General features: G+C 55.4%; 27 protein-coding genes and 1 pseudogene. 16 read left to right on the top strand and 12 right to left on the bottom strand.

Features of this window, described 5'->3' with window-relative positions:
- The first annotated feature begins 267 nt into the window (after nt 1–267).
- A complete protein-coding gene (locus tag ACIPZG_RS06025; protein WP_400639488.1) occupies nt 268–690 on the top strand; it encodes a hypothetical protein in 423 nt (140 codons plus the stop codon).
- Between the two features lie 417 nt (nt 691–1107).
- The gene (locus tag ACIPZG_RS06030; protein ID WP_400639487.1) at nt 1108–1548 is read left to right on the top strand and encodes a nuclear transport factor 2 family protein; all 441 of its coding nucleotides are present in this window, start codon (nt 1108–1110) and stop codon (nt 1546–1548) included.
- A gap of 593 nt (nt 1549–2141) precedes the next feature.
- On the opposite strand, the gene ACIPZG_RS06035 is transcribed toward ACIPZG_RS06030, so the two are convergent.
- Entirely contained in the window at nt 2142–2477 is a 336-nt protein-coding gene (locus tag ACIPZG_RS06035) for an XRE family transcriptional regulator (protein WP_336085059.1), read from the bottom strand.
- A gap of 197 nt (nt 2478–2674) precedes the next feature.
- Here ACIPZG_RS06035 and ACIPZG_RS06040 point away from each other — a divergent pair, with 197 nt between their 5' ends.
- Together ACIPZG_RS06040 and ACIPZG_RS06045 are read left to right on the top strand one after the other, a co-directional pair.
- Nucleotides 2675–2923 carry a hypothetical protein gene (locus tag ACIPZG_RS06040; protein WP_336085061.1) on the top strand — a complete coding sequence of 83 codons (249 nt, stop codon included), beginning with the start codon at nt 2675–2677 and terminating at the stop codon, nt 2921–2923.
- Nucleotides 2924–3112: 189 nt separating this feature from the next.
- Nucleotides 3113–4471, top strand: a complete 1359-nt coding sequence (locus tag ACIPZG_RS06045) for a DUF4041 domain-containing protein (protein WP_336085063.1) — start codon at nt 3113–3115, stop codon at nt 4469–4471.
- A gap of 409 nt (nt 4472–4880) precedes the next feature.
- On the opposite strand, the gene ACIPZG_RS06050 is transcribed toward ACIPZG_RS06045, so the two are convergent.
- Nucleotides 4881–5255, bottom strand: a complete 375-nt coding sequence (locus ACIPZG_RS06050; RefSeq protein WP_336089536.1) for a hypothetical protein — start codon at nt 5253–5255, stop codon at nt 4881–4883.
- A gap of 351 nt (nt 5256–5606) precedes the next feature.
- Here ACIPZG_RS06050 and ACIPZG_RS06055 point away from each other — a divergent pair, with 351 nt between their 5' ends.
- From ACIPZG_RS06055 to ACIPZG_RS06065, 3 genes are all read left to right on the top strand, one after another.
- A complete protein-coding gene (locus ACIPZG_RS06055) occupies nt 5607–6845 on the top strand; it encodes an RES family NAD+ phosphorylase (RefSeq protein ID WP_400639486.1) in 1239 nt (412 codons plus the stop codon).
- Between the two features lie 113 nt (nt 6846–6958).
- Complete coding sequence (locus tag ACIPZG_RS06060; RefSeq protein ID WP_336089538.1) at nt 6959–7537, top strand: DUF6037 family protein; 579 nt, start codon at nt 6959–6961, stop codon at nt 7535–7537.
- 123 nt (nt 7538–7660) lie between these two features.
- Nucleotides 7661–8470, top strand: a complete 810-nt coding sequence (locus ACIPZG_RS06065; RefSeq protein ID WP_336089539.1) for a hypothetical protein — start codon at nt 7661–7663, stop codon at nt 8468–8470.
- Between the two features lie 105 nt (nt 8471–8575).
- On the opposite strand, the gene ACIPZG_RS06070 is transcribed toward ACIPZG_RS06065, so the two are convergent.
- Nucleotides 8576–9538, bottom strand: coding sequence for a tyrosine-type recombinase/integrase (locus ACIPZG_RS06070; RefSeq protein WP_336089540.1), 963 nt, complete (start codon nt 9536–9538; stop codon nt 8576–8578).
- Between the two features lie 183 nt (nt 9539–9721).
- Between ACIPZG_RS06070 and ACIPZG_RS06075 the strand changes: the two genes are divergently transcribed.
- From ACIPZG_RS06075 to ACIPZG_RS06100, 6 genes are all read left to right on the top strand, one after another.
- Entirely contained in the window at nt 9722–10738 is a 1017-nt protein-coding gene (locus ACIPZG_RS06075; protein ID WP_400639485.1) for a DNA-binding protein, read from the top strand.
- 312 nt (nt 10739–11050) lie between these two features.
- Nucleotides 11051–11458 carry a hypothetical protein gene (locus tag ACIPZG_RS06080; RefSeq protein WP_336089542.1) on the top strand — a complete coding sequence of 136 codons (408 nt, stop codon included), beginning with the start codon at nt 11051–11053 and terminating at the stop codon, nt 11456–11458.
- A gap of 89 nt (nt 11459–11547) precedes the next feature.
- Nucleotides 11548–13632, top strand: coding sequence for a PAS domain-containing protein (locus ACIPZG_RS06085; RefSeq protein WP_400639484.1), 2085 nt, complete (start codon nt 11548–11550; stop codon nt 13630–13632).
- Between the two features lie 154 nt (nt 13633–13786).
- The gene (locus ACIPZG_RS06090) at nt 13787–13945 is read left to right on the top strand and encodes a hypothetical protein (RefSeq protein WP_336089544.1); all 159 of its coding nucleotides are present in this window, start codon (nt 13787–13789) and stop codon (nt 13943–13945) included.
- A 17-nt stretch (nt 13946–13962) separates the two neighbouring features.
- Complete coding sequence (locus tag ACIPZG_RS06095) at nt 13963–14187, top strand: DUF2188 domain-containing protein (protein WP_336089545.1); 225 nt, start codon at nt 13963–13965, stop codon at nt 14185–14187.
- Complete coding sequence (locus tag ACIPZG_RS06100; RefSeq protein WP_400639483.1) at nt 14184–14630, top strand: DNA methylase; 447 nt, start codon at nt 14184–14186, stop codon at nt 14628–14630. The genes ACIPZG_RS06095 and ACIPZG_RS06100 overlap by 4 nt, the downstream gene beginning before the upstream one ends.
- 53 nt (nt 14631–14683) lie before the next feature.
- On the opposite strand, the pseudogene ACIPZG_RS06105 reads toward ACIPZG_RS06100, so the two are convergent.
- Together ACIPZG_RS06105 and ACIPZG_RS06110 are read right to left on the bottom strand one after the other, a co-directional pair.
- A pseudogene (locus ACIPZG_RS06105) lies at nt 14684–14922 on the bottom strand (hypothetical protein).
- A gap of 114 nt (nt 14923–15036) precedes the next feature.
- On the bottom strand, nt 15037–15417 hold the full coding sequence (locus ACIPZG_RS06110; RefSeq protein WP_400639482.1) for an NUDIX domain-containing protein: 381 nt from the start codon (nt 15415–15417) through the stop codon (nt 15037–15039).
- 197 nt (nt 15418–15614) lie between these two features.
- Here ACIPZG_RS06110 and ACIPZG_RS06115 point away from each other — a divergent pair, with 197 nt between their 5' ends.
- Nucleotides 15615–15905 (top strand): hypothetical protein, encoded by a 291-nt coding sequence (locus ACIPZG_RS06115; protein WP_400639481.1) that lies wholly within the window; start codon nt 15615–15617, stop codon nt 15903–15905.
- Between the two features lie 284 nt (nt 15906–16189).
- On the opposite strand, the gene ACIPZG_RS06120 is transcribed toward ACIPZG_RS06115, so the two are convergent.
- Both ACIPZG_RS06120 and ACIPZG_RS06125 read right to left on the bottom strand, forming a co-directional pair.
- Nucleotides 16190–16492 (bottom strand): hypothetical protein, encoded by a 303-nt coding sequence (locus ACIPZG_RS06120; protein ID WP_400639480.1) that lies wholly within the window; start codon nt 16490–16492, stop codon nt 16190–16192.
- Nucleotides 16493–16614: 122 nt separating this feature from the next.
- A complete protein-coding gene (locus ACIPZG_RS06125; protein WP_336089550.1) occupies nt 16615–17073 on the bottom strand; it encodes a GFA family protein in 459 nt (152 codons plus the stop codon).
- 241 nt (nt 17074–17314) lie between these two features.
- On the opposite strand from ACIPZG_RS06125, the gene ACIPZG_RS06130 reads away from it, so the two are divergent.
- A complete protein-coding gene (locus tag ACIPZG_RS06130) occupies nt 17315–17587 on the top strand; it encodes a PepSY domain-containing protein (RefSeq protein ID WP_336089551.1) in 273 nt (90 codons plus the stop codon).
- Between the two features lie 56 nt (nt 17588–17643).
- Here ACIPZG_RS06130 and ACIPZG_RS06135 read toward each other — a convergent pair whose 3' ends face one another.
- The 4 genes from ACIPZG_RS06135 to ACIPZG_RS06150 form a co-directional block, all read right to left on the bottom strand.
- On the bottom strand, nt 17644–18651 hold the full coding sequence (locus tag ACIPZG_RS06135) for a zinc-binding alcohol dehydrogenase family protein (RefSeq protein ID WP_336089552.1): 1008 nt from the start codon (nt 18649–18651) through the stop codon (nt 17644–17646).
- A 145-nt stretch (nt 18652–18796) separates the two neighbouring features.
- Nucleotides 18797–19315 carry a carboxymuconolactone decarboxylase family protein gene (locus tag ACIPZG_RS06140; RefSeq protein ID WP_336089553.1) on the bottom strand — a complete coding sequence of 173 codons (519 nt, stop codon included), beginning with the start codon at nt 19313–19315 and terminating at the stop codon, nt 18797–18799.
- Nucleotides 19316–19353: 38 nt separating this feature from the next.
- Nucleotides 19354–20118: an SDR family NAD(P)-dependent oxidoreductase gene (locus ACIPZG_RS06145; protein ID WP_336089554.1), complete on the bottom strand. Its 765-nt coding sequence runs from the start codon at nt 20116–20118 to the stop codon at nt 19354–19356.
- Nucleotides 20119–20140: 22 nt separating this feature from the next.
- On the bottom strand, nt 20141–20938 hold the full coding sequence (locus ACIPZG_RS06150; protein WP_336089555.1) for an SDR family oxidoreductase: 798 nt from the start codon (nt 20936–20938) through the stop codon (nt 20141–20143).
- 108 nt (nt 20939–21046) lie between these two features.
- Here ACIPZG_RS06150 and ACIPZG_RS06155 point away from each other — a divergent pair, with 108 nt between their 5' ends.
- A complete protein-coding gene (locus ACIPZG_RS06155) occupies nt 21047–21997 on the top strand; it encodes a GlxA family transcriptional regulator (RefSeq protein WP_336089582.1) in 951 nt (316 codons plus the stop codon).
- A gap of 33 nt (nt 21998–22030) precedes the next feature.
- Here the strand turns inward: ACIPZG_RS06155 and ACIPZG_RS06160 are convergent, their stop codons facing one another.
- Nucleotides 22031–22666 carry an HAD-IA family hydrolase gene (locus ACIPZG_RS06160; protein ID WP_336089556.1) on the bottom strand — a complete coding sequence of 212 codons (636 nt, stop codon included), beginning with the start codon at nt 22664–22666 and terminating at the stop codon, nt 22031–22033.
- Nucleotides 22667–22746: the final 80 nt, after the last annotated feature.

The raw sequence follows: 22746 nt of genomic DNA on the forward strand, positions 1-22746 counted from the left end.
ATCGGCTAATCAGTTACCAATGGCATGAGCTTGAGGTGGGCAGCCGTCCCTGCGCTGTGGTTACGGAACGTCGCATTCCATGTTTCAGGGGGGGAAATTGAAAACCCCGTCTGCGCGACGAATATTGTAGAAGAGCGGCACTGTGGCCATAGCTCAGCGATGTCACACTCGAATTTAGAGGTCATGTTTCGGTTAGGCGAGCGAGCCTTATGCCGTTACGATCGGTAGAGTGCGAGCATAGGGCTCGCCTGAACGTAAGGAATACGCATGTTCGGCTCATTATACGATCCCCGATTTCCCATCCCTGAAATGAAAACTGCCGAGAAATACATCAAGCAGCTGAGTTGGGTGGGTAGCAATCTATTGGCGCTGTGCTGGCTGCTGGCGACAGTCAACGTAAGCACCTCGGTGCTTTTGGGTACCGGAGTATGTGCTGGTCTTTACCTCGCCTATGTGGGGACAGACTACCGCCGGGCCTTCCCGCGCATCAGGGCGTCAATCACAAATGGTGGGCTACTACGGCTTTTTCTCAAGGCCTGGCCGGCTTTTGTAGCTATCGTGATCATCTCTGGTCTTGCCGTAGAAGCGTTTACGTGGCAGCAATTGGGCCAAATCAAGACCCAGATTCTGGGGTTGGCGGCGATTCACTACGGATCCTGGATACTGGGGCAATTTTTAACGATTGATTAGGCGTTTCGTCGTTCGCCAGGCAGTGAGTGACTCTTTTAGATCAGTCACTGCCAGGCGTTTGGTACAGCACTGGCGCTGACCCAACGAGACGACGTATCGCAAAATCGTGGATGGTGCCCAACGAGGTGCCGCAGGTACATGTGCCCAGTGTGTAATGACTTCTTTTCGGGTGACGGCCGAAGCTGTTACGTCATGCGACCATTGCCAGGGCGCTTAGCCTTCCAGTCGCGAACCGCCTCGATTTCAGCCTGTGGTTCCTAAGTGACTGGAATCCAATGCCGGTTATCATTTGATTTTTCCTCACTAAAGTAAGCAGCTCTAGGGTGAGGGATGCGTGGCATTAGCTTCGATCCGACGAAATGACGACATCTGTCGTGTCTCGCGCCCGTATTGGCTCAGTGTTACAGAGGAATACCAATGAGCAGTAGCATTCAAGACGTCGTTGATCGTGAAGAGATCCGTAATCTCCGTACCTTGTACGCTCACCACCTGGACAGCAATAACATCCAAGCGCTCGACCAGGTTTTCGCGGCTGATGCGGTGGTGGAGGTGACCGTTGGAAAAATGGAAGGGATTGAGTCAATACGAGTCGGCCTGGAGAACGCGTTCAAGAAATTTGATAGAGACCAAACAGGCCGCTATCCGTTCATGCATGCCATCGTCAACCACTCGATTATCCTGACGGGGCCAGATACCGCAGAAGGGCGCTGCTATCTCATCGATTTCGAAACTGCGTCCAAGCCTGATCCTAACCCACTATTCCTGCTTGGCCTGTATACGGATCAGTATCAGCGTATCGACGGCCGCTGGCGCATCTCGCGTAGCAAGCTGGAGGTGGTTTGGCCCAAGCGCGCCTAGCCCACTGCTTGATGGCCTTCAAATCAGAGGATCATCGAATCTCACGGTTTCGTTGATCCCTGAGTCTCCGGCTCAACAGATTGAGGCGAGGACGAGGAGGGCAGCTACCTTTGCCAACTCGTTAGCTCAACGTCCGTCGAAAGCTTCGAATGAAAAAAATTTCAACCACCCCCCTTGAAATTTTTTTTGCGCGACGGAGTATATATTTTGTAATCAAAGAAAAGCGCCACTCTCCTAGAATTCCCATGCCCTAGCAGACGCTGCTCCTGCCATTTCTGTCGTTGCGATTCCTGTTGCAGCCTAGATTTTTCTAGCTACATATTCAGCAGGGAGCTTGCCCTGCTTTTTGTCATCTGATTCAACGGTTCGGGGCATATTAGTAAGTGTCGCTTCCTTCGGCCGTTAGGACGGCTAGCTTCTCTTTTGTACTCAAAATTTGAGCTACCCCAAATTTTTTTGAGCTGACTCGACGATCTCATCGCTAGCGAAACCCGGGCCCTGGCTCTATTGAGGTCATGCCACTCCCTGGGCGACACGCACAAAATGCTTCCTGTGATTCAGGATTCTGGTGAGCACATCTGTGTTAGCCGTGCCTACGAAGCCAGCGGTATGCGCGATTCACGGGCAGCCTGTTCCAAGCCCGGCATATCTCCATCGCGTTCCAATCTCTCAATTTCTGAGCGGAGGTCGCCGATGAGTTCCGCTGCAGATTTACCAGACTCCTGGCTCAGGGTAAGAGTCAGCAACGTCAATGAACTCAGTTCAAGCCGGTGGCTCACCTGCTCGAGCTTGTCCAGCGTTAGGCTTGATCGGGCGCCTTCCAATTTGGAAAGGAAAGTCCGGCTAGTATCTCCGAAGTCGCGCTGCGAGATTTTTCGCCTGGTGCGAAGCGTCCGAAGGACGATGGCGAATGATGACTTCAGTGACATGTGCAATTCCTCCATATGTTCTCGTCCTCAGTTGCTCCACGTGAGGTCACGGCCTGGCTCAGTCTGAATGTCCCTCTGTTCAGGACAGGAAGGAGGCGTGACGAGCATTCCCCTCCGTCGAAGTACTGTTGATGCATACAGTGTATCTCGCTAAACTCAGAAGGAGAACATTTGTACTCCACGCGGTGACGAGCGCCATGAAGAATCCACACGAGACCCAGGACGACTGCTTCGCGTTTTTCTCGCGAGAGGAGCTGCTCGAGCAGCAGTGCCTTCTGCTTGAGAGTGAGCTGCTTGTGATGGGCGAGGAGTTAAGTGCCTCCCGCGAAAAAATTGCCACCTTGGTTCTGATGTGGACGGGCATCAAGAATGAGCTACTGCAAGCGGAGGTGGAGTTGAGTGAGGCAAGGCAGCAGCTTGATATGAGCACCACTGGTCACTCATAACCCTCGGCACCCTAGCTGTCTTCATGATGGCTTTATGATTCCACTCCGGTTACGCTCATTCTCAGCAGGGAAGAGGTGCATTGAGCTAGTGCCGTGTGGGCTTTGCACGGCAAATCATCGTAGGGCGTTCCGATACCTACCTCGTGCTTCTCTGGTCTATGCATTCGACTCAAAACGAGGAAGGAACCCATGTCATTTAGCGACTATCTGAAAGGCCCAGCTCACCGACAGCGTGCGGAAGTTCTCGAGGCACAGCTTGCCGAGCTCCAGGTACAGCATTCGCAGCTGCAAGAGCTCGTTACGAAAATCGGCGCCATGGACGTAGTGAATATCCAGAAGCTGATTGAGCAAGAGCAGGCGAAGCTGGCAGGTGTACGCGAAGAGACCCGACGCTCAGAGAGGGAGTTGGCTGCACTCGCACAGCGCTCCACTGACCTGCAGGGGCAGATACTCGTCTGGGAAGAAACGTTGCTCTTGGAAAGCTTTGCCCTGTATGAGCCCAAGTTCAAGCTGACTTCCAGCCAGGAGTACAAGGAGCGACTGGATCACGTCCGTGATCGTCAGAAAGTCCTGATCAAGAATGGGCAGGCGGCCACCGGCAACATGAACTGGACGGTGAACAACAGCCAAGCCCAAGGTCGAAAGCTGGTCAACGACATGATCAAGCTGGTGATTCGCTCGTTCAACAACGAAGCTGATGCCTGCGTGGCCAATGTGAAATTCGACAACGTTGAGCTCGGCGAGAAGCGAATCCTCAAGTCGTATGAGGCATGTAATCGACTAGGCAAGATCATGAGCGTGGAGATTTCTGGGATCTATCTCGACCTTAAGCTCGATGAGCTGCACCTTGCCCATGAGTTCCAGATCAAGAAGCAAGAGGAAAAGGAAGAGGCCAAACGCGCCCGTGAAGAGCTTCGAGAGCAGCAGAAGCTCGAGCAGGAAATTCGCGCGGCCCGGGAGAAAATCGCGAAGGAGCGGAAGCACTTCACCACCGCTATGCGTGATCTCCAGGCCCGCCTTGAGCAAGTGCAATCTGATGAGGAGCGTTCAGCGCTGCTGGTGAAACTGGCCGAGGTTGAGGCAGGTCGCGCCGAGCTTGAGAGCGAAGAGAAGCTCATTGATTACCGTGAGCAGAATGCCAAAGCCGGGTACGTCTACGTGATCTCTAACCTGGGGGCTTTCGGAGAGGGCATCTACAAGATTGGCATGACTCGCCGCCTTGAGCCTATGGATCGAGTTGATGAGCTCGGCGACGCCTCGGTACCGTTCTGGTTCGACGTGCATGCGATGGTGTTCTCGAACAACGCTCCTGCATTGGAAGCGAAGCTCCACGAGCATTTTGCAGCTGGTCGGCTCAACAAGGTCAATGGGCGGAAAGAGTTCTTCCGAGCCGAGATTGCTGAGATCGAGAAGGTCATTCGAGAAAATTACGATGCTGTCGTCGAGGTCATGCATGAGGCGCCGGCGGAGCAGTATCGCGAAAGCTTGCGCATGGCATTGCCCAAGCCGGTGATCCAGCAATCAGAGCGCATGGCTGCGCAAAGCTAGTTCGTGACCAAAGGCGTGTGAAGCGTAACGACACAGGGACGGTACACCGTGATCTACCAATGCAACCACTGTCATCGCTCAACCTTTGAAACCTTTTGCTCTCAATCTGCCGCTACACGGTGGGCAGCGCCTGGTACATCACCTCAAAGAGGCACGGCGAGCCGTGAAGAGCGCGAAGGCCTCGGATGATGCAAGCAGCTTCAAGCTGCTCGATTGCAAGTAGGTGCAGTTGAAGTGGCTTTAGTGGAGAGGCGCCCGGTATGGTGGAGCGATGGTTACCCGGGCTACAACCGCCACAGCCAACCAATACGCCTTACGCTGACAATCCCCACTAGGTGCGCGATGAACCGATGGGGTCTGCATCAGGGCTAATCATTCTCAGAGGCTGCGCCTTTTCCGAGAGCGGCACTTAGGCTGCTGGAGAGACTAAGCCGAGCTCAGTCAGCGCCCTCAGTCCTTCAGTCTCTACAACCCTGGCGATATCCGAAGGTGCCCATGTGGATATCTCTTTCCTGAGAATTTCGCTCGAGCGAAAAGGCATTGTCGACATCGCATCGAGCATTCCAACTCTCGAGTTTTGATAGCGATCGATGTCGTCTAGCTGCAGAAAATAGCAGTCGGCGTGCTCGGAGAAGATCAGCTTAGCTGATGCACGGAGGCGCAGGTGCTCGCGCAGCAACTCTAGGGCAAAGCCCGAACCCCGTACTGCATCAACAGCGACAATCAGGCGATTCGGGCACAAGGGCAGGTCATGCGGAGCTGCTTCTTTAGGTAGTTCACTCATGACTCATGCTCGCCTCGACCATTCACATTCACCTGATTCATGATTGCCCATGTCCTTTCCATATTTCTCTGTCTACAAAATGAGCAATCTTGTGATCTTTCCCGGCTTGCAGGGTACATGGGATGCCGCTACATCGCCTATCCCCAAAGGGGGCTTAGGGGGACGATGGGAAGACGTGGCGTCTCCGCGCACGGTTGTCCACCTCAAGCCCCCCTCGGCACCATGCCCAAAAGCTGCGGCATCAGCTTCCCCAGGTTTGGTACCGAGCGCTTTTTCGGCGATCATGGCCAGCATCTGAAGAGGCTGGCATCCCGTTGTCGCGACGGGGCATATGGACAAGAGAGGAACCGCGTGGCGTCGAATACTTATGGGGAACAGGTCTGCTACAAGTGTGTTCAGGATGCCTATCTAGCCGGCAAGATCAAGCGTACCGGGAAGCCCGCCGTCTGCCACCTCTGCAGCGGCACTCGAAAATGCATACCGTTGTCCACCGTCGTTTCCCTCGTCGAGGGCATCCTTGATAGCTACGTCATAGAGGGCGAGTATCATCGTAGATGGGCTGATTGGGGCGATAGTCAGGAGGGTGACAGCCTTGACACTTGGGTTAGCGCGATCTTTGGCTGCGACAATGTTGAGCCGATCGTGGAAGCCGTATGTAATGGTCTAGACGGCTACCATATGGACACCAACTACTCCAAGCGAGCTTATAGACTGGATGACATCGGACTCCAGTGGTTCGAGTTCCAGGAGGGGATGAAGCATGGGCAACGATTCTTCAACGATCGCGCCAAGACGTTCTTAGATTGGATTTTCAAAGGTCTGGACAAGTACTCAGCCTCTTCCGACGAACATGCTGTGGTGCGGTTGCTTACACCTCAAGAGTCACCAACCATCTACCGTGCTCGCACCTGTATGACGTCTGAGGAGGTTGGTGGGATCACAGCCAATCCTGCGCGAAATCTAGGGGTTCCTCCGAAAGAGAGAGCCGGAGACGGGAGGATGAACCCAGCTGGCGTTCCGGCATTCTACGGGGCATTTGAACGTAAAACGTGCATCGCTGAATTGCGCCCCCCTGTTGGCGGAACTGTTGTCAGCGGTGAATTCAGGCTGAAGAGGATGGTGAGGGTGCTGGATTTCGGACGCTTCGAGAAGGCAGATCTTGGCCCAGTCCCGAGCTTCTTTGATCCGAAGCATCACGCCAAGACCGGACGCCGGGAGTTCCTTAAGTATCTGCACAATGAGATCACTGTGCCGGTGCTGCCTGGCGCTGAACGTGATTATCTTGTCACCCAGGTGATAGCTGAATACTTGGCAACCTGCTGCAAGCCAAGAATTGATGGAGTGATCTTCAAGTCGGTGCAACAGAGTGCGGGAAGTAACATCGTCCTGTTCTCGCATGTAGCCTGCGCCCCTACGGCTTCCTGGGGACGATTACAGGAGAGCTACGGCATCAAAGGAGTAGAGGAGCCCGGCATCGAATATGTCCGCAACACTTTGGTGTATCACGCGATTCGTGAGGTCAGATACCAGGTGGATGATGAGCCTTTGCCGGAAGGGAAGCCGTCCTTCATCTTGGAGACCGATTTCTGACCGGCAACCGTCATCCAGAGGTGAGGACATGTCGAGCGAGAATGCCTGCAACTACTTGTCCATCTCGTCACGCCTCTCCATCATCATGGGCTCTTGATCAAGGAGCTCATCACATGGAAATGACATCACTTAAACTGCTTCACCGCAGCATGATCTCGATCGGCAGTGATATGCAGCAGTTTCTGGTGAAAACAGGAGCAGCGAGTTTCGATTGCCTGTTCTCGACGCGGGACACGCCCTTCGTGCTTACGCTTACCGCCAGAGGGAAGGCCCGGGGCTTCTTCCGTTTCGATGTCCTTGCAGGCTATCGGATTCGAGATTATCTAGGTGATATGTACGGCGATCTCTTAGAGGTTCTCAAGGAGGACGGTGGTAGCGGCCAGCGTCTGATTCCCAAGGAGTTTCTGGCCCAACTGAACGATGCCATTCCCACCCGAGCCACGGAAAGGGCCCATCCCACCCCTTCGGATATCGTGCGCTTGCGACCTGATATCGTCGAGGATAGAGAAAAGCCTTACTTCAATTGCTGGTCATATTGGACGCAAGGTCAGAAACCCAGCGCTGAGAATCAACACAAGACCTTGCTTCTTTTGGGCCCTGATGCCTTACGCCACAGCCTGGAGCGGAGCGCCTCATCACGCTGGAGCGCTACCGACACTGGCGGCTCATGGACTAAAGATATCTCAAAATAACCAGTCGAACTGGTATTCACTGGGCACGTACCTATTGGTGATTGAAAGAATTTCCAATAGGTACCGAGCGCTTTCGCTGGAATCGATAGCCTAGGTGCACTTTCTACAAACAGGTGAACCCGAATGTCCTACACATCCACTGAGGCTGTCGAACACTGCGAAACCCTTCTTCGCGGGATGATGGAAGACCTCCAGGCCAAAAGCATTTGGCCTAATGTCCAGACCATCATCCATAGCATGCTCAAGCGTCGTATCGAGCTGGTTGAGGTGTATGAAGAGGTGTTTACCTCGCTGGCCACAAAGCCACGAGCGCTTTATGTCTTCTGGGATGCTTTCGTCCATGCCGCTGACGGCTGGAATCCTGCGAAGAATCGTGCAGCCCGGCAGGCGCGTGAAGAACTGATAGGAGTCAATGCGCGGATCAGTGAGCTCGCCGATCAACTGGCTACGCTGCTGGAGCGGCGTGATGAGCTTCATAACTACTCAGGCTTCGGCTCCAACACTCATCACCATATCTTGGATATCGTGCACGAAGCGTCGGTGCACAATTACCTCTACGAGAGCTATGTGAAGGAAGACCTGGAGCGCATTCATTACCAGTACGATTTCAAATACTGGCCACCTTTGTGCGATGTGATCAGTGCTATTGGTAGCGATGCAGATGTGGCAGAGGTGACTGCCAACGATCCGGCTACCGAAGCCGCCACAGCGAGCAGGAAGTCGGGCCGCTCAGATTTTGTGAGAGCTTTTCTGGCTCGTATCGATGACAACCGGGTGCGGGAGTGTGGGTTTATACCTAACAGCTTCGCGCTCTCTGACAGCAGCCTGGCGTCGCTTGTGAACTGTGGACTTGATTTGGCTGTGGACGAGCTGGTGGATGCTGATTTCATCAAGCGGTTTCGGCAGCGTCAGCGGCAAGCGAAACAGGCCTGATGGAAGTCCAACCTCATCCGTACAGCATGGGATTTATGAGAAGCGGAGCAGCGCTGGAACGGTCAAGGTATGGGCAGCACTTCACGGTATGGCGAGCTTTACTGCTCATCCCTCCAGCTTCCTGATGAGTCCACCAAACTGCTGAGCCGGCTCCACATAGCGAAGTGCTGATTTCATGTCGCTCCATCCCACGTACTCCATGAGCGTCTTGATGTCCCATCCTGAGCTTGCTGCCCACGTAGCAAACCCGCGTCGGATCGAGTGAGCACTGTAGATCTGGGAGGGTAGGCCACAGCGCTCAAGTGTGTCGCGAAGCAGAGGTATCAGGCTATGGGCTGCAAGCGGTCTCTCGCTGATGTTGCCCCAGCGATCAATACCTCTGAACACACTTCCGCGGGTAAGGCCAGCAGCCTCGATCCAGTTCAGATAAGCCTCGACCGGGCAAAGCTTGCTCAGCGATGGGGTTTTGTACTCGCGCCCGATGTTCTGCCGATCTCCCTTGCTAGACCCCAGGTAAAATCTAATCCCGACGTAGCGCTCAACATGCGTGTTTTCGATCGTTAGCCTGGCAAGTTCATCCCCGCGGAAACCTCTCCAGAACCCGACGGTAAGCAGGGCTGTGTCGCGGCTCGCCCTGAGGAGAGCGGCCATGTTGCCGGTGGCTCTTGCCTGAGCAGCCTCATCCTCAAGATGCGCGACTGCCTTCTCAAGATGTAGCAACGCTAGCGGGGCGGCTTGCTTTTGCTGAACGGGGTGAAGCGCCCTGATGCCTTTGAGCAACTGCCTGACCTTCGGTGCCTTGGTCGGATCTGGGAACCCGTTGCTCTGATGCCAGCTGGCGAGAGCAGCCAGACGCTGCTTAAGGGTACTGAGCGCCAGCTGGTCAGCGTATTCAGCGATGTACCTCACAACTGACTCGGTGGTGGTGGGCAGATAGCCGCCCCATGTCACCTCAAAGTGGGAGAGAGCAGCTGCATAGCTCTTCGAGGTGTTCTCTCGAACGCTCGCCTCCAAGTACTTATCTGCCTTGCTGGCCCGCTCAACCACGTAATCCTCCAATTCCAGCACTCGGTGGCTCTGTTTTGCCGTTTGTATCGGCTTTCGGCTCATTTTACCCACGACCATGGCCTTGACAAGCGATAATCCTCAATTATGTCTTGCGAAGAATGAAGGGGTTCATACCTATAAATTGTGATAATGTGGCACGTAATTACATGAAACGTAAAACAGTACGAAATCGTAGGAGCTGACATGGCTAGAGGCGGCATTAACCTGGCATTGGTGCGCAAGGCGCGAGATGCACTGCTGTCCAGAGGGCAAAACCCTAGCATTGACGCTATACGCATCGAGCTCGGAAATACCGGCTCAAAGACAACAATTCAGCGCTATTTGAAGGAAATTGAGTCGTACGACCCCCGACCATCGGCTTCGCCTTCACGACTAAGTGATGAGCTCACGGAGATGGTGGGCAAGATGCTTGAACGCTTGATGGAGGAGGGGAACGAAGCGTTGGCGCATGAACGAGCCGCATTTGAGCTTGATCGCAAAGCGATGAAAGCTGAGAGCAGTACACTTCAAAACAAGCTTGAGCAATCGCAGTTGGAGATCGCCAAGCTGCAGTCAGCCCTGCAGGCTCAGAACGAAGAATTCAAAATCGTTCAGTCCAGCCTTCAAACTGAGATCACTCGAAACGCTCGGATCAGTCAGAACTGCAGCGACCTTGAGATTCGCGTGCAAGAGAAGGACGCTCAGATCGAATCTCTGGAGGAGAAGCACACGCATGCCAGAGAAGCACTCGAGCACTACCGGATAGCAGTGAAAGAACAGCGCGACCAGGATCTAAACCGTCACGAGACTCAGATCTACCAGATGCAGCAAGAGTTGACCCTGCTCCAGCAGACGCTGATGGTTAAGCAGGAGGAGGCCACCCGAATGATCCGGGACAACGAGCGCTTAATCGCTGAGAACCGCCAGCACGCCAAGGAGACCAACCAACACCGTGATGCGATTGAGCATCTGAGGGGTGACCTGGGCATTGCCAACGCGGCGACTGCGCGAGCAGAAGGTGCCAAAGAGTTGCTCGCACAACAGCTCGAGACCAAGAGCAAAGAGGCTACTGAGGCCCAGCAGGCTGGGACAGCAGCACAGCAAAGGGCAGAGGAACTGAAGGCCCAACTCGCACAGTCTGACGCAGAGCTAGAAGCACTCCGCGCCGCAATTGAAACCAATGATCAGGCAAAAGCCGGTAAGCCCGAAGTCGAGATGTAGCAAAAGAGTACAAATGTACTCCTGCCGTATTTTCAAGCAAACGACTTTATCTGCGCTGCTCCGAAGGGATGATCAACTACGATTTTCTTCCATAGATGAACCGGGCCAGGCAACCGGATGTACCAACCCCGGAGAGACGCGTGTCGAGGAAGAAGCCGGCGCCCTCTGCAATGATGCAGTCATTCCCTTGCATCCCTGCCTGCAGCACCATCGGTTCAGTTTCCGATCTGCGCTGGCGAAGAGGCTTTGCTTACCATGTGAAACTGCTGGCGCTATCATCGATGTACTGATTGCACTCGGATGACTCACCAAATGTTTTACCTGTACGTAGATGGCAGCGATAACGATGCCGTGGAGGCCGAGCTCGTAACTGCGTTCCTTGGTCTCGCCAGCGAGTGGTCTGAACAGGGCGCGTTCCTTGTCAACCAAAAACACGGACGTGACGAGGGCCAATCGGAGAGTGATCTGCCCGGTTGGGACATAGGGCTGAACCTACCCTTGGAAGGCTATGGCATCGGGCAGGCTAACCGCCTGATACGCTTTGCGCAGGAGCTTGCTGTAAGCACAGGCTGTGAGTTCGTATTTGGGGTTTCCAGTGATCACGGGAGTTGCCAGGATCTGGTTTTTCTTGATTCGCACTCTGGGCCGCGCGAGCAAGACATCCTCAACAGTCTGCTCAAGGATCTGAGCAGTTCCCCAGACTGCATAAGCGGTCACTAAGCAAGCTGACACCTAAGCTGGCGACGTGGAATTTGTTCCCCTCGCAGTTTCGCCGCAGCGCTCAATCAGCCGGATGCAAGAGGCAATTTATGGATCGCGAAGGCCCTGGCAACCCAGGCACCTTTGATGCTCTGGCATCACCCAATCAGGAGCAGGTGTTTCCGACGACCGCTTCTGAGCGACTGCAATTGGCGCTCGACGCTGGCGCTATCATCGGCACGTGGGTGTGGGATATTCCAGATAACCGTGTGACCGCTGATGAGCGATTCTCGAGATCTTTCGGTTTGCCGGCGGATAAATGCATGACTGGCATTCCTATCGAAGAAGCGTTCTCCTCCATACACCCTGATGACCGTGATCGAGTCTCTGCTGACATCCAGGAGGCCATGCGTCGTGGTGGCGCTTATCGGTGTGAGTACCGGGTGCGGCAACACAACGGCGACTACAGGTGGGTCGAGGCCAATGGCCGTGCCGAGCTCAATTCGGAAGGCCTTGCTGTGCGCTTTCCTGGAGTGCTCATGGACATCGAGTCACGGCGCACTGCCGAGGCCGAGCGTGACAGAATGTCAGCCTTACTCCGCACTTTTGCCGCGGCAGTACCTGGCGTTGTCTATGCCAAAGACCTGGAAGGAAGACTGCTGGTCGCGAACCATGGAGCCACGCAGCTAATTGGTAAGCCACCTGAGTTTTACCTTGGCAAGACCGACCTGGAAGTTCTGGAAGACAAGGCCCAGGCCCGTCAGATCATGGAAACCGATCAGCGCATCATGCAGAGCGGAAAGGCTGTTCAGATTGAAGAACGCGTCGACATGCCGGATGGCAGCGCCACTTACTGGCTTTCGCTCAAAGCGCCTCTTTGCGACGACTCCGGCCAAGTAATGGGGTTGATCGGCTCGTCTATTGATGTGACCGCGCGAAAAAATGCTGAGTCAGAGCTTTTGGAGCTCAATCGTACGTTGGAAGCACGAATTGAGGAAGCCGTTGCCGAACGGGAAGCTGTGCAAGCAGCGCTCCGCCAATCGCAGAAGATGGAGGCGGTTGGGCAACTGACTGGAGGCATCGCCCACGACTTCAACAACCTGCTGGCTGGGATCACAGGAAGCTTGGATTTGATCAAGCTTCGTATGAAGCAGGGGCGCATTGCTGACGTAGAACGCTACCTGACGGTAGCTCACGGGGCCGCCCAACGAGCGGCATCCCTCACTCACCGACTCTTGGCCTTCTCTCGTCGCCAAACGCTGATGCCTGTTCATACCAATGTGAACAATCTCATCAGCGATATGGAGGAGCTGATTAGTCGAACAGTAGGGCCGACAATCCAGCTCAGAGTAGAGCTGAATGCGACATTGAGTACCTGCCTGGTTGACCCAGCCCAGGTGGAGAATTCACTGCTCAACCTTTGTATCAACGCTCGCGACGCATTGGAACGCGAGGGGTCGATCTCCATTAAGACGTACAACCAAATTCTGGAGCAGGGCTCGGAACTGGATCCTGAGCTGGCGCCTGGAACGTACTTCACAATCTGTGTCGCCGATGACGGAGTCGGCATGAGCACTGAGACGCTTGCACGAGCATTTGAACCTTTCTTCACGACAAAACCTGTCGGAGCGGGCACTGGGCTCGGTCTTTCCATGATCTATGGCTTCGCCAAACAATCGGGAGGCCAGGTTAGGATCGAGTCAGAAGAGGGGTGTGGCGCCCGGGTGTTCCTTCAACTGCCCACCCAGTCGAATGAGGTCGAAGCTGGAGCTCGAGCCGAGCCACTCCCTGAATTGGCAGTGATCTCGTCAGGCGAGACCGTGCTGGTCGTCGATGACGAACCTACAGTCCGTATGTTCGTGAGCGAGGCGCTAGGTAATTGCGGGTACATCGTCATTGAGGCAGCCGATAGCCTTGCTGGCCTTCAATTACTCCGGTCGGATACTCCCATTGATCTACTTGTGACAGATATCGGTCTTCCAGGAGGGATCGACGGGAGGCAAATGGCCGATGCCGGCCGGGGCACCAGGCCTGGTCTTCCGGTCTTGTTCATGACTGGGTACGCGCAGCCGAATGTTTTGGATAACGCCCAGCTGGAGCCCAACACGGCAGTCCTGACTAAACCTTTCGCACTTGAGGCATTGACGATGAGCGTCAATGAGTTGCTCCGCAGGCGCTTGGGTGAGGCTGATTGATACAGTTCATGGTCAAAATGACTCCGGGTGGCAAAGGAGCGTCTCGAAGGCAAGTCTTGCCGCACCAGATTCTGTTTCAGCGTAACGAGCACTCCAAAAGGTAACATGGTCACCGAGATGAACTCTAACCTACATGTCGTTAGGAGGATCCATCATGCAGCCAAAATCCGAAGGACTTGAAGAGCAGGGCCCTAGCGGCGTGCCCTACATCAACGACCCTGAAAAACCTACCTCGCCGCCTTTGAATGACGCCGATGCCACGGACTCAGCGGAGGCCGAGGAAGACATCGAGGACGACGGTGAAGCCATTTAGGCAAGAGGAGAAAGGCAATGGATAGCTACCACCTGAGCCAAACCGCTGATGGCTGGAAACTCAAAAAAGCCGGCGCGGAGAGCGCCTCGAAACTGGACGCGACGAAGCATGAATTGGTGAGCTCGCTGGCCGACTTATTTGATGGCAAAACCGCATCTGTGAAGATTCACAAGGCCGATGGCACCATTGAAGAAGAACGTACCTACCCGCGTTCTGCTGCCCCAAGGCGTTCCAAAGGGTGACACCTATCACCGCTGTTGACCTTGGAATTGAGGTCGGGGATGAGAGCGGTCACGGGTTGTACAAGTGGTTGCTCGCGAGCTTTTTGATCGGGAAGAGGATTCGATCCTCAGTCGCAGTGGAGGCGTATCGGAACCTGGTTGATCGGTACGGCCTGGATACGCCAGAAAAGCTGGCTAGCTGCTCCCATCATGACCTGGTCAGGTATCTGGGTCAGGCGGGCTATGCGCGGTACGACGAATCTACCGCCAGGCGCCTGCACGTTCTTGGGATGAGGCTCTCCGAAGAGCTGCCTCGACAACTTACGATCTTGAGGGCGGGTATTGTGGACGCCTCCGCAGTCGAGCAGTGGCTTCTGGGGTTCGAAGGCATAGGCCCAAAGACTGTAGAGATTTTTATGCGGGAGGCCGCTTTCTTGTTCCCCCAGCGGCTACCGAAGCTCTGAAAGCCAGTTCCTGCTAGGTCGGCTCTAAACGACCACGGGGTCAGGAGTTGACCTCAAGCGCTGTGTTCTTTTTTGCAGCCCCTCAGGTTCATGAGACAGAGGATTACCTGCAGTACGATCAGGCCCCAGGCCCCTGCGTGCCACCCCCACGCTGACCACAACAGGTTACTGGCTATATAGCAGCAGAAGCCAAGCTTCCTTCTTTCGGGCTCCGGGCCGGCGAGAGCCTATACACCAGGGCAGCCACTACCGTCACAGCCATGGCTGGCCACTCCAAAAGATTGATCCACATCTCCACCGACTGCCCTCCAGCATTACTTTTTTAACAAGCTCGATCCTGTCTCATGGGGATCGGCAACCAAACCGCGTTTCGCGCCGAAGACGAGCCTGCTCCCCAGCCATGCGATCAATCGTCCGAGATCAGTCCGACATTCTTTAGCAACGCGATATTGGTGAGCTTGACGTCGACCTTGAGTATTTCCTGTGGGCTGAACCATCGACATTCCACAATTTCACTGGCTGCGTGCGGCACCACTGAATCTGGAACTGGCATCTGATACAGGTAGTGCTCTTCCGTCTCGAAAACGTAGTGCTGGACGAATTCAGCGTTCGTGAAGGGCAGGGTGGTCTCCTCCCTAAGCTCTCGTTGGGCTGCCTCGAGGTGATCTTCGCCAGGGTCTATTTTCCCGCCAGGTAACGACCACTTGGGCGCTTCCTTGCGCACCATCAAGACCTTTCCATCCTGCAGACAAATGACGGGGGAATGCCGTTCTCGGATCTGGCTCATCATTTTTCCTCCCATATGAAGGAATGGCCATTTCAGCCTGCGTAAGTTCAGTCGCAGGCCGGATGTTCTCGGCCTCACAAGGCACACATCTCGTCATAATCAATAGCCATAATCCGCCCGCCAGTGATTGCGTTACCGCTTCACTGCGCTAAGGTGAGAGCACCCCACAAATAAGACTAAAGTCGTAGGAGGTCGGCATGCGGATTCGCGGTGATGTGTTTTGGAAATGGGCAGATCCAACGCTCCACCACAGGTCTCACGACGAGACACTGGACGACGGCACGACCATGGACATCCAGGTGCGACTGTCGCGCACCGGCGCTACCCAATTGTTCATCGGTGTATATGCCGGGACGGGGATGGCACTTTATGAAGAGGCATTTGACTCGCGGCCTGGCGAGTCGATGACCAGGGCATTGGCTTGGGGGGTAGGGCGCGCAAGGTGCCTTGCCACCAATCAAATGCCTGTCGAGCGGCGAGTAGCGTAAGAGGGCCTACGCCAGCAGTATGGTGGCGGCAGACTACTGGCCGACACCTAGGTGAGCCCACTCGCGGTATGCCGATTTCAATATCTGGGGCAGGCGAGGCAGTTCACGCCTGATTTCGCCCAGAGCATCGGGGCTTCGAATCCACTCCGTCAGCCACGCGATCATCATGGATCGAGTAGTGGGGCAAGTCCCAACCTGCTTTTCAAGCTCGTCGGCTATGTGGTCGAGTAGTTCGAGGTACGCGTCCAGCTCGGCAATTTGATTTGCCATGGTGTTCAGCCTCTTCAAGTGCGGACAAGCACTTGCTTCTCCGCTTCTCCCGCTCCCATTTCAGCAAGTGCGCGTCCTCTGCCGACTCCCCACGCCATTGCCCGGGTAGTCGTCTCACCGGGCCGCTTGGCATAAGCCTCCTCAATTCGGGCCAGGCCTGACCGTTCGTAAATCCCTATGAAAAGCTGCGTATCGCCGGTGCGGGAAAGTCTGACCTGGACATCAAGCCGTGCTCCATCTGCCAGTTGCTCTTGGTGAGAATGGTGCTTCAAGGTGGGGTCTGCCCAAGCCCAAAAAACTGTTCCGCGATGTCGCATCCTTGCCTCCTTATTACATCTCCATCAGGACAGCCTAGACCGTTTCGCTTGCGGCACGGGAGCTAATCATTTCAGGACATTCCAAGCCGAAGACCGTCACTACAGTGTGCGGGGTCATCTACTTACTCGAGGTCAGCCGTATCATCCGAGCTGTCGTATCGCAGCCATCCCGCAACCTCTAAGCCTCCGCCTACGCGGTCTTTAGGGTGAGTCCGGCCTTCATAAACAGGCAGCTCGGGGAAGTCAAAGGGGCTCATGCCTTCGACGCAGGCCACGTTGACTCCGTACTGGTCTGGCTTAGAGCGGCGCTGGTGAAAGGTGTAGATGCCACATTTGGAGCAGAAGTAGTGTTTAGCTTCGCGTGTGTTGAACTGATAGAGGGTGAGCGCCTCTTCCCCCTGAGTGACAGTGATGTCACTCAGGTTGGCCGATACCGCCACGGCACCACGCATGCGGCAGAGCGAGCAATTGCACCTACGCGCGGTACGCAAGCCATCGGTCAATCGCAAGGTGAAGCGCACCGCCCCGCAGTGGCAGGCTGCTTGGTGAACAGGGCGATCATCGTTCTTTTCATCAGTCATAGCATTCTCTGATCCAGTCTGAGGAGGCAAAGTGGATTTGGCGAAGAGCCCGGTCTCGGCTAGGTAATTCTAACGAGATAACTGGTTCCTGTCGGTGGCCCAGCAATCAATATCATCCCTCGCTACCTCCTGCGAACTGGGAACGGGTATATGCGGACACAGTGTTGGCCACGACACAAACTGAACGGTGAGATCAGGGTGCTGGTCAGACCGTTAACTGTCACGGAAAAGGACGTTAGCGATGAAAGCGATGACTCGAGTGTTCACTGGCCTCGCCATGGTTGGCGCACTGGCAAGCTCTGCAGCATTGGCTGACCAGCCTGGCGCTGATTGGAAGGTTACCAAAGATCAGGCTGAAGCCACTTTGAAGGGCGCCGGATACACCCAAATCACCAAGATCGAGGCCGATGACGGACATTGGGAAGGGGAAGGCATGAAATCTGACGGCAAGCTGTATGAATTCCAAGTCGACCCACACGATGGCAAGATCATCAAAGACGAATTGGATAACTGATCATCCCTCATGGGGAAAAGCCCGCGCTATCGCGCGGGCTTTTGTTTGAGCCGTGATCAGAAACCTTCCAGGACAATCTTGCCTCGGGCCTTGCCGCTTTCGATCAAGGCGTGGGCACGCTTGAGATTGCCGGCACAAATGCTCCCGAAGTGCTCCCCAACAGTTGTTTTCACAATCCCCTCATCGACCAGCTGCGAAACACGTTCGAGGAGCTGGTGCTGCTTGATCATGTCCTCGGTTTTGTACAACGAGCGGGTGAACATTAGCTCCCAGTGCAGTGACAGCGATTTGCGCTTGAGCGGCATGACATCCAGTTGCGCCGGATCATCGATCAGTGCGAGCTTACCTTGCGGGCGAAGCACCTCCACCAATTGAGGAAGGTAGGTGTCGGTGTGGGTCAGGCTGACCACGTAATCAATCGGGTTCAACTTGAGCTCTTGCAGCTGAAGCGGAATCGACTCAGAGTGATCGATTACATGATGAGCTCCCAGCTCTTTCACCCAAGCTTGAGTCTCAGGCCTTGAGGCCGTGCCTATGACTGTAAGCTGCGTCAGCTTCCTTGCCAGCTGTACCAGGATCGAGCCCACTCCGCCCGCAGCCCCGACCACCAGCAGGCTCTGACCTTTGCCGCCATCTTCTTCTATGGCTAAACGGTCGAACAGCAACTCCCAGGCAGTGATGGACGTGAGGGGCAGGGCGGAGGCACTGGCGTTGTCCACGCTCTTAGGCTTGTGGCCGACGATTCGCTCATCCACCACGTGGAGCTCGCTATAGCTGCCTGGTCGATCAATGGCACCGGCGTAGAACACTTCATCCCCTGGCCTGAACAGGGTTACCTCTGGGCCAGTTTCACGGACGACACCGACAGCATCCCAGCCGAGAACTTGTGGGTGCTCACCACCACGGCTAGCCCGAACTTTGGTATCGACCGGGTTGACGGCAATTGCCCGGACTTCGACAAGCAGGTCACGAGCGCCGATTTTTGGCTCGGGGAGCTCCGCGTCATATAGAGACTGAGCGTCCTGAATAGGTAATCCGGGTTGTGCGTAAACGACAGCCTTCATGGCGCTACCTCTATGAGATTCAAAAGTGGGGATAGGCTATTCGCTTCGATTGACTCTAAAAACAGCCTAAAAGCAGTAAGACTTTCTCGCTTGCAATGAAAATAGCGAGAGGCGCTGATGACTAGACCAAGCGCCCCACAGTCCATCACTTACCGGCAGGTGGGAAGTCGATATCCGTCATCGCCACGTTGTTGAGGTAGTTGGTTAGCGTCAGCAGGGAAACCTGAGCAATCACATCGACGATTTTCGCGTCATCCAGCCCTGCTTCCCGTGCAGCTGCTAGCTGGGCATCGCTGACCTGTCCTCGACTAATTGTCACCGCCCTGGCGAATGCAGCAACGCCATCGAGCGTGCCTGCCCGTGCCGCCAGCAGCGCATCGGCATCCAGCCCTACTTTGCCCCCAAAAAAGCTGTGCGCAGCGATGCAGTAGTCACATCCATTTACTTCAGATGCAGCCAGCGCCGCCACTTCACGCTCGGCGGGGCTGAGGCTGTTCTTGTTCAGCGCTTGGGACAACGCGAGGTATCCGCCCAATGCTGCAGGCGAGTGGGCGAGGGTGGCGAACGCACTCGGGATAAAGCCCAAACCTTTCTCTACACCTCGCAGGGCCGCCTGGGCTGCCGCGGGCGCCTGTTCCAAAGGCAAAGCATTGATACGCGTCATGACTGGACTCCTTCAAAAAAATTTGTACCGGTGTCAGGTCAAGCAACCGGGATCGGGTTCTCGACCACGGACTGATTGAACTGGTTGATCAGCTCATGCTCGTTAGCCCCTTGATTCGCACGCAGCGGCAGCACGCGGTCTACCAAGACTTCGGTCGTAGCAGTTTCGAGCTTGGCCAGCGTTTCTTGGATGAAGTCATCCAACGGCATTGCACGGTCGTCACCGCTTTTGTGGATCAAATCGGTATCGACCCATGGCGGTGCGATTTCCAGTACTTTGACGCTCGTGTCACGTAGGGTGAAGCGCTGCGACAGGGAGTAGGAGTGAATAGCTGCCTTGGTCGCCGAATAAAGTGCGGTGGCTGCCAGTGGTAGATAGGCCAGTACCGAGCTGTTATTGATGATGTAGGCGTCCGGCTGGCGCTTGAGATGCTCAACGAAGGCAGCACTGACTCGTACTGGGCCGAGTAGGTTAGTCTCCAGCAGGCTTATCGCCTGGGCATCGTCATAATCACCGGATGCTGGATTGTCGAACGGCATGATGCCGGCGTTGTTGATGATCACATTCAGCGAGGGGTGGCGCTGGATAACCTCCTGGGCCACCCGTGCAATTTGCTGAGGATCGTTGATATCCAGTCTTACCGTGTCGATGCCAGGGTTCGCATGAGCGATCTCGTCCAGCAGTGCCTGCCGGCGGCCTGCTACGATCACCTTATTGCCACGCTGATGAAAGGCTTCGGCAAGGGCACGGCCAATGCCTGAGGTACCACCCGTGATAAAGATGGTGTTGGCGGTCAGTTTCATGATTGGTGTCCTTCGAGGGTAGTCAGTTGGCGCTGTAACGCGGGGCGAGTTGGCTCGTGGAAAGCTGGCCGAACAGGGCTTGTCGGCTGGCTTCGTAACGCTGAAAAGCTTGCAGGTCATGTAACGACGGTAGGGAGATCAATACGTCCCGGTCGAAGTCCTGCAAGGCGCCAGTCACCAGATCCTGGGCCGACATCACGATGCCGGGGTCAAGGTGCTCGAGGGGTAAGCCGCCAATCTTCCAGAGGTCGGTTGCAGTGGCGCCCGGCAGTACCGCCTGGATTTTGATGCCCTTGTCCGCAAGTTCTTTATGCAGAGAGTGGGTAAAGGCGGTGACATACGCCTTGCTGGCGCCGTAAACGCCATTGAGCATCTCTGGCGCGAGGCTCACGACGGACGAAATGTTGATGACCGCGCCATGCTGGCGAGCAACGAACCCTGGGATGGCAGCGTAGGTAAGGCGGGTGAGGGCGGTGACGTTGAGATTGATCATCTCAGCCATGCGCTCCACATCGCTATCCAGCAAGCTGGTATGTGTACCAACACCTGCGTTGTTGACCAGCATTGAGATGCTGGCGTCTTCCTGCAGCTTACGCTCCATCTGGCGCAGGCCCTCGGCATCAGCCAAGTCTGCTGCGAATACCTCCACAGCCTGCTGGGTCTCGGTAGTGAGCCGACCGGCTAAGGCGTTGAGTCGCTCACGGTTGCGTGCAACCAGCACCAGGTCGTAGCCGCGACGTGCAAGCTGCTCTGCATAGATCGAACCGATCCCGGTGGAAGCGCCCGTGATGAGCGCGGTGCCTTTGAATTCCTGCGTCATGGTCATGCTCCAGCGGTTAGGTGTGGAGTCATGATGTGGGAACGTTCTCTTGTCTTAAACGACGCTTATGCTACTTTTTTAGGACATCGCATACTGGAGCTTCAAACCATGCACCGGGTCGGCTACCTCATCACTGAAGGTTTCCAGGTCATGTCACTGGCGACACAAGCTGTATTCGAGTTCGCGAATATCGTTGCCGGTGAAACGGCTTACAAGATCCAGAACTTTTCCATTGAGGGCGGTACCGTGCGGTCGTCTCTCGGGATGTATATGGATACGCTTCCCCTGGGGGCTCCAGGCCTGGCCGACACTTGGATGATTACGGGGACATTGACCCCTCTGACACCGCCAAGTGAAGACGTGTTGGCGAGCGTGCGTGGCTTTGTGGATGGAGCGAGACGCACGGCAGGCCTATGCACGGGCTGCTTCGTGCTGGCGCAGGCAGGCGTACTCGATAACCGGAGGGCAACGACGCATTGGGCCTATGCGAATAAGCTTCGTGAGATGCACCCGAGGATTGAAGTCGAGGAAGACCGTATCTTCATCGTGGATGGGCCAATATGGACGTCTGCAGGTATGACTGCCGCTCTGGACATGGCGCTGGCCATGGTCGAGAAGGATCTGGGCACCGAGATGGCTCGGTCGGTGGCGCGTAAGCTGGTCATGCATCAGCGCCGCTCCGGTGGTCAATCACAGCACTCCGAGCTGCTGTCGCTTTCACCAAAGTCTGACCGTATTCAGATGGCTCTGGATTACGCCCGTAAGCACCTTACCCGTCCAATCAGCGTGGACGAACTTGCTGAGGTCGTTCATCTGAGCCCCAGGCAATTCACGCGCGTATTCACCGCCGAGACGGGGCAATCACCGGCGAAGGCCGTGGAAAGCCTGCGCCTCGAAGCTGCCAGATTGATGATTGAGCAGAGTCGGCACAGCCTGGATGTAGTAGCCCGGGAGACAGGCTTCAGAGATCGCCGGCACCTGCGAGAAGTGTTTATCCGCGGATTTGGTGTACCGCCTCAAGCCGTGCGAAGGGATGCACGGCGGGTCGTATCCGCCTGACTGTGAAATTCCAGCCGCTTTCTATGCAATCACTCAGCCTAACAACTGAGTCAGCGCACGGTAGTCGGGGCAAAGGTGGAAATTCGCATCACCGACAAACCTGGAAAAGTCAGTATCTCCATAGCCCGCTACATGGCAGCCCGCGAGCAGTCCTGCCTTAACACCAGATAGGCTGTCCTCTACAACCAGGCACTTTTCGGCTGGAAGAGCCAAACGCTCCGCCGCATGAAGCATGATTTTAGGGTCAGGCTTCCAGGCTTGCACCTCATATGCGCTGATGATGGCCTTCTCGAAGGCAGGATAAAGGCCAACAGCTTTGAGGCAGGTTTCGATCTTGATGCGAGGCCCATTGGAAGCCACACATGCAGGAATTTTGAGCGCCTTTACAAACTCGATTGCGCCCGGCATGGGCTCCAAGCTCCTTTCAAAGAGAGGGATGCTCCGCGTGCGAAATCCAACCGTGAGAGCCTCGGAAGAAAGCGTAGGGTAGAGGTCACGCAGACCATCTACGAAGAACTGGAATTGGGCACCCCGAAATCGGATGAGTACCTCAGCAGGTGACATCGCAACATCCTGCTCTCCCAGCAACTCACTCAACAGCTGCGCTGCAAGGCGTTCGCTGTCTACCAGGGTGCCGTCGCAGTCGAAAATAATGCCGTGAATCGTCATAGGTATTTCGCTAGCTCCTCTTTGACCAGCTTACCGAGCACCTTTTCTCAAGCGATAAAGAGCTCATCCCAGGCATCGTG

It is taken from the genome of Pseudomonas sp. NPDC089395, from assembly GCF_044749525.1.
Taxonomy (GTDB): Bacteria; Pseudomonadota; Gammaproteobacteria; order Pseudomonadales; family Pseudomonadaceae; genus Aquipseudomonas.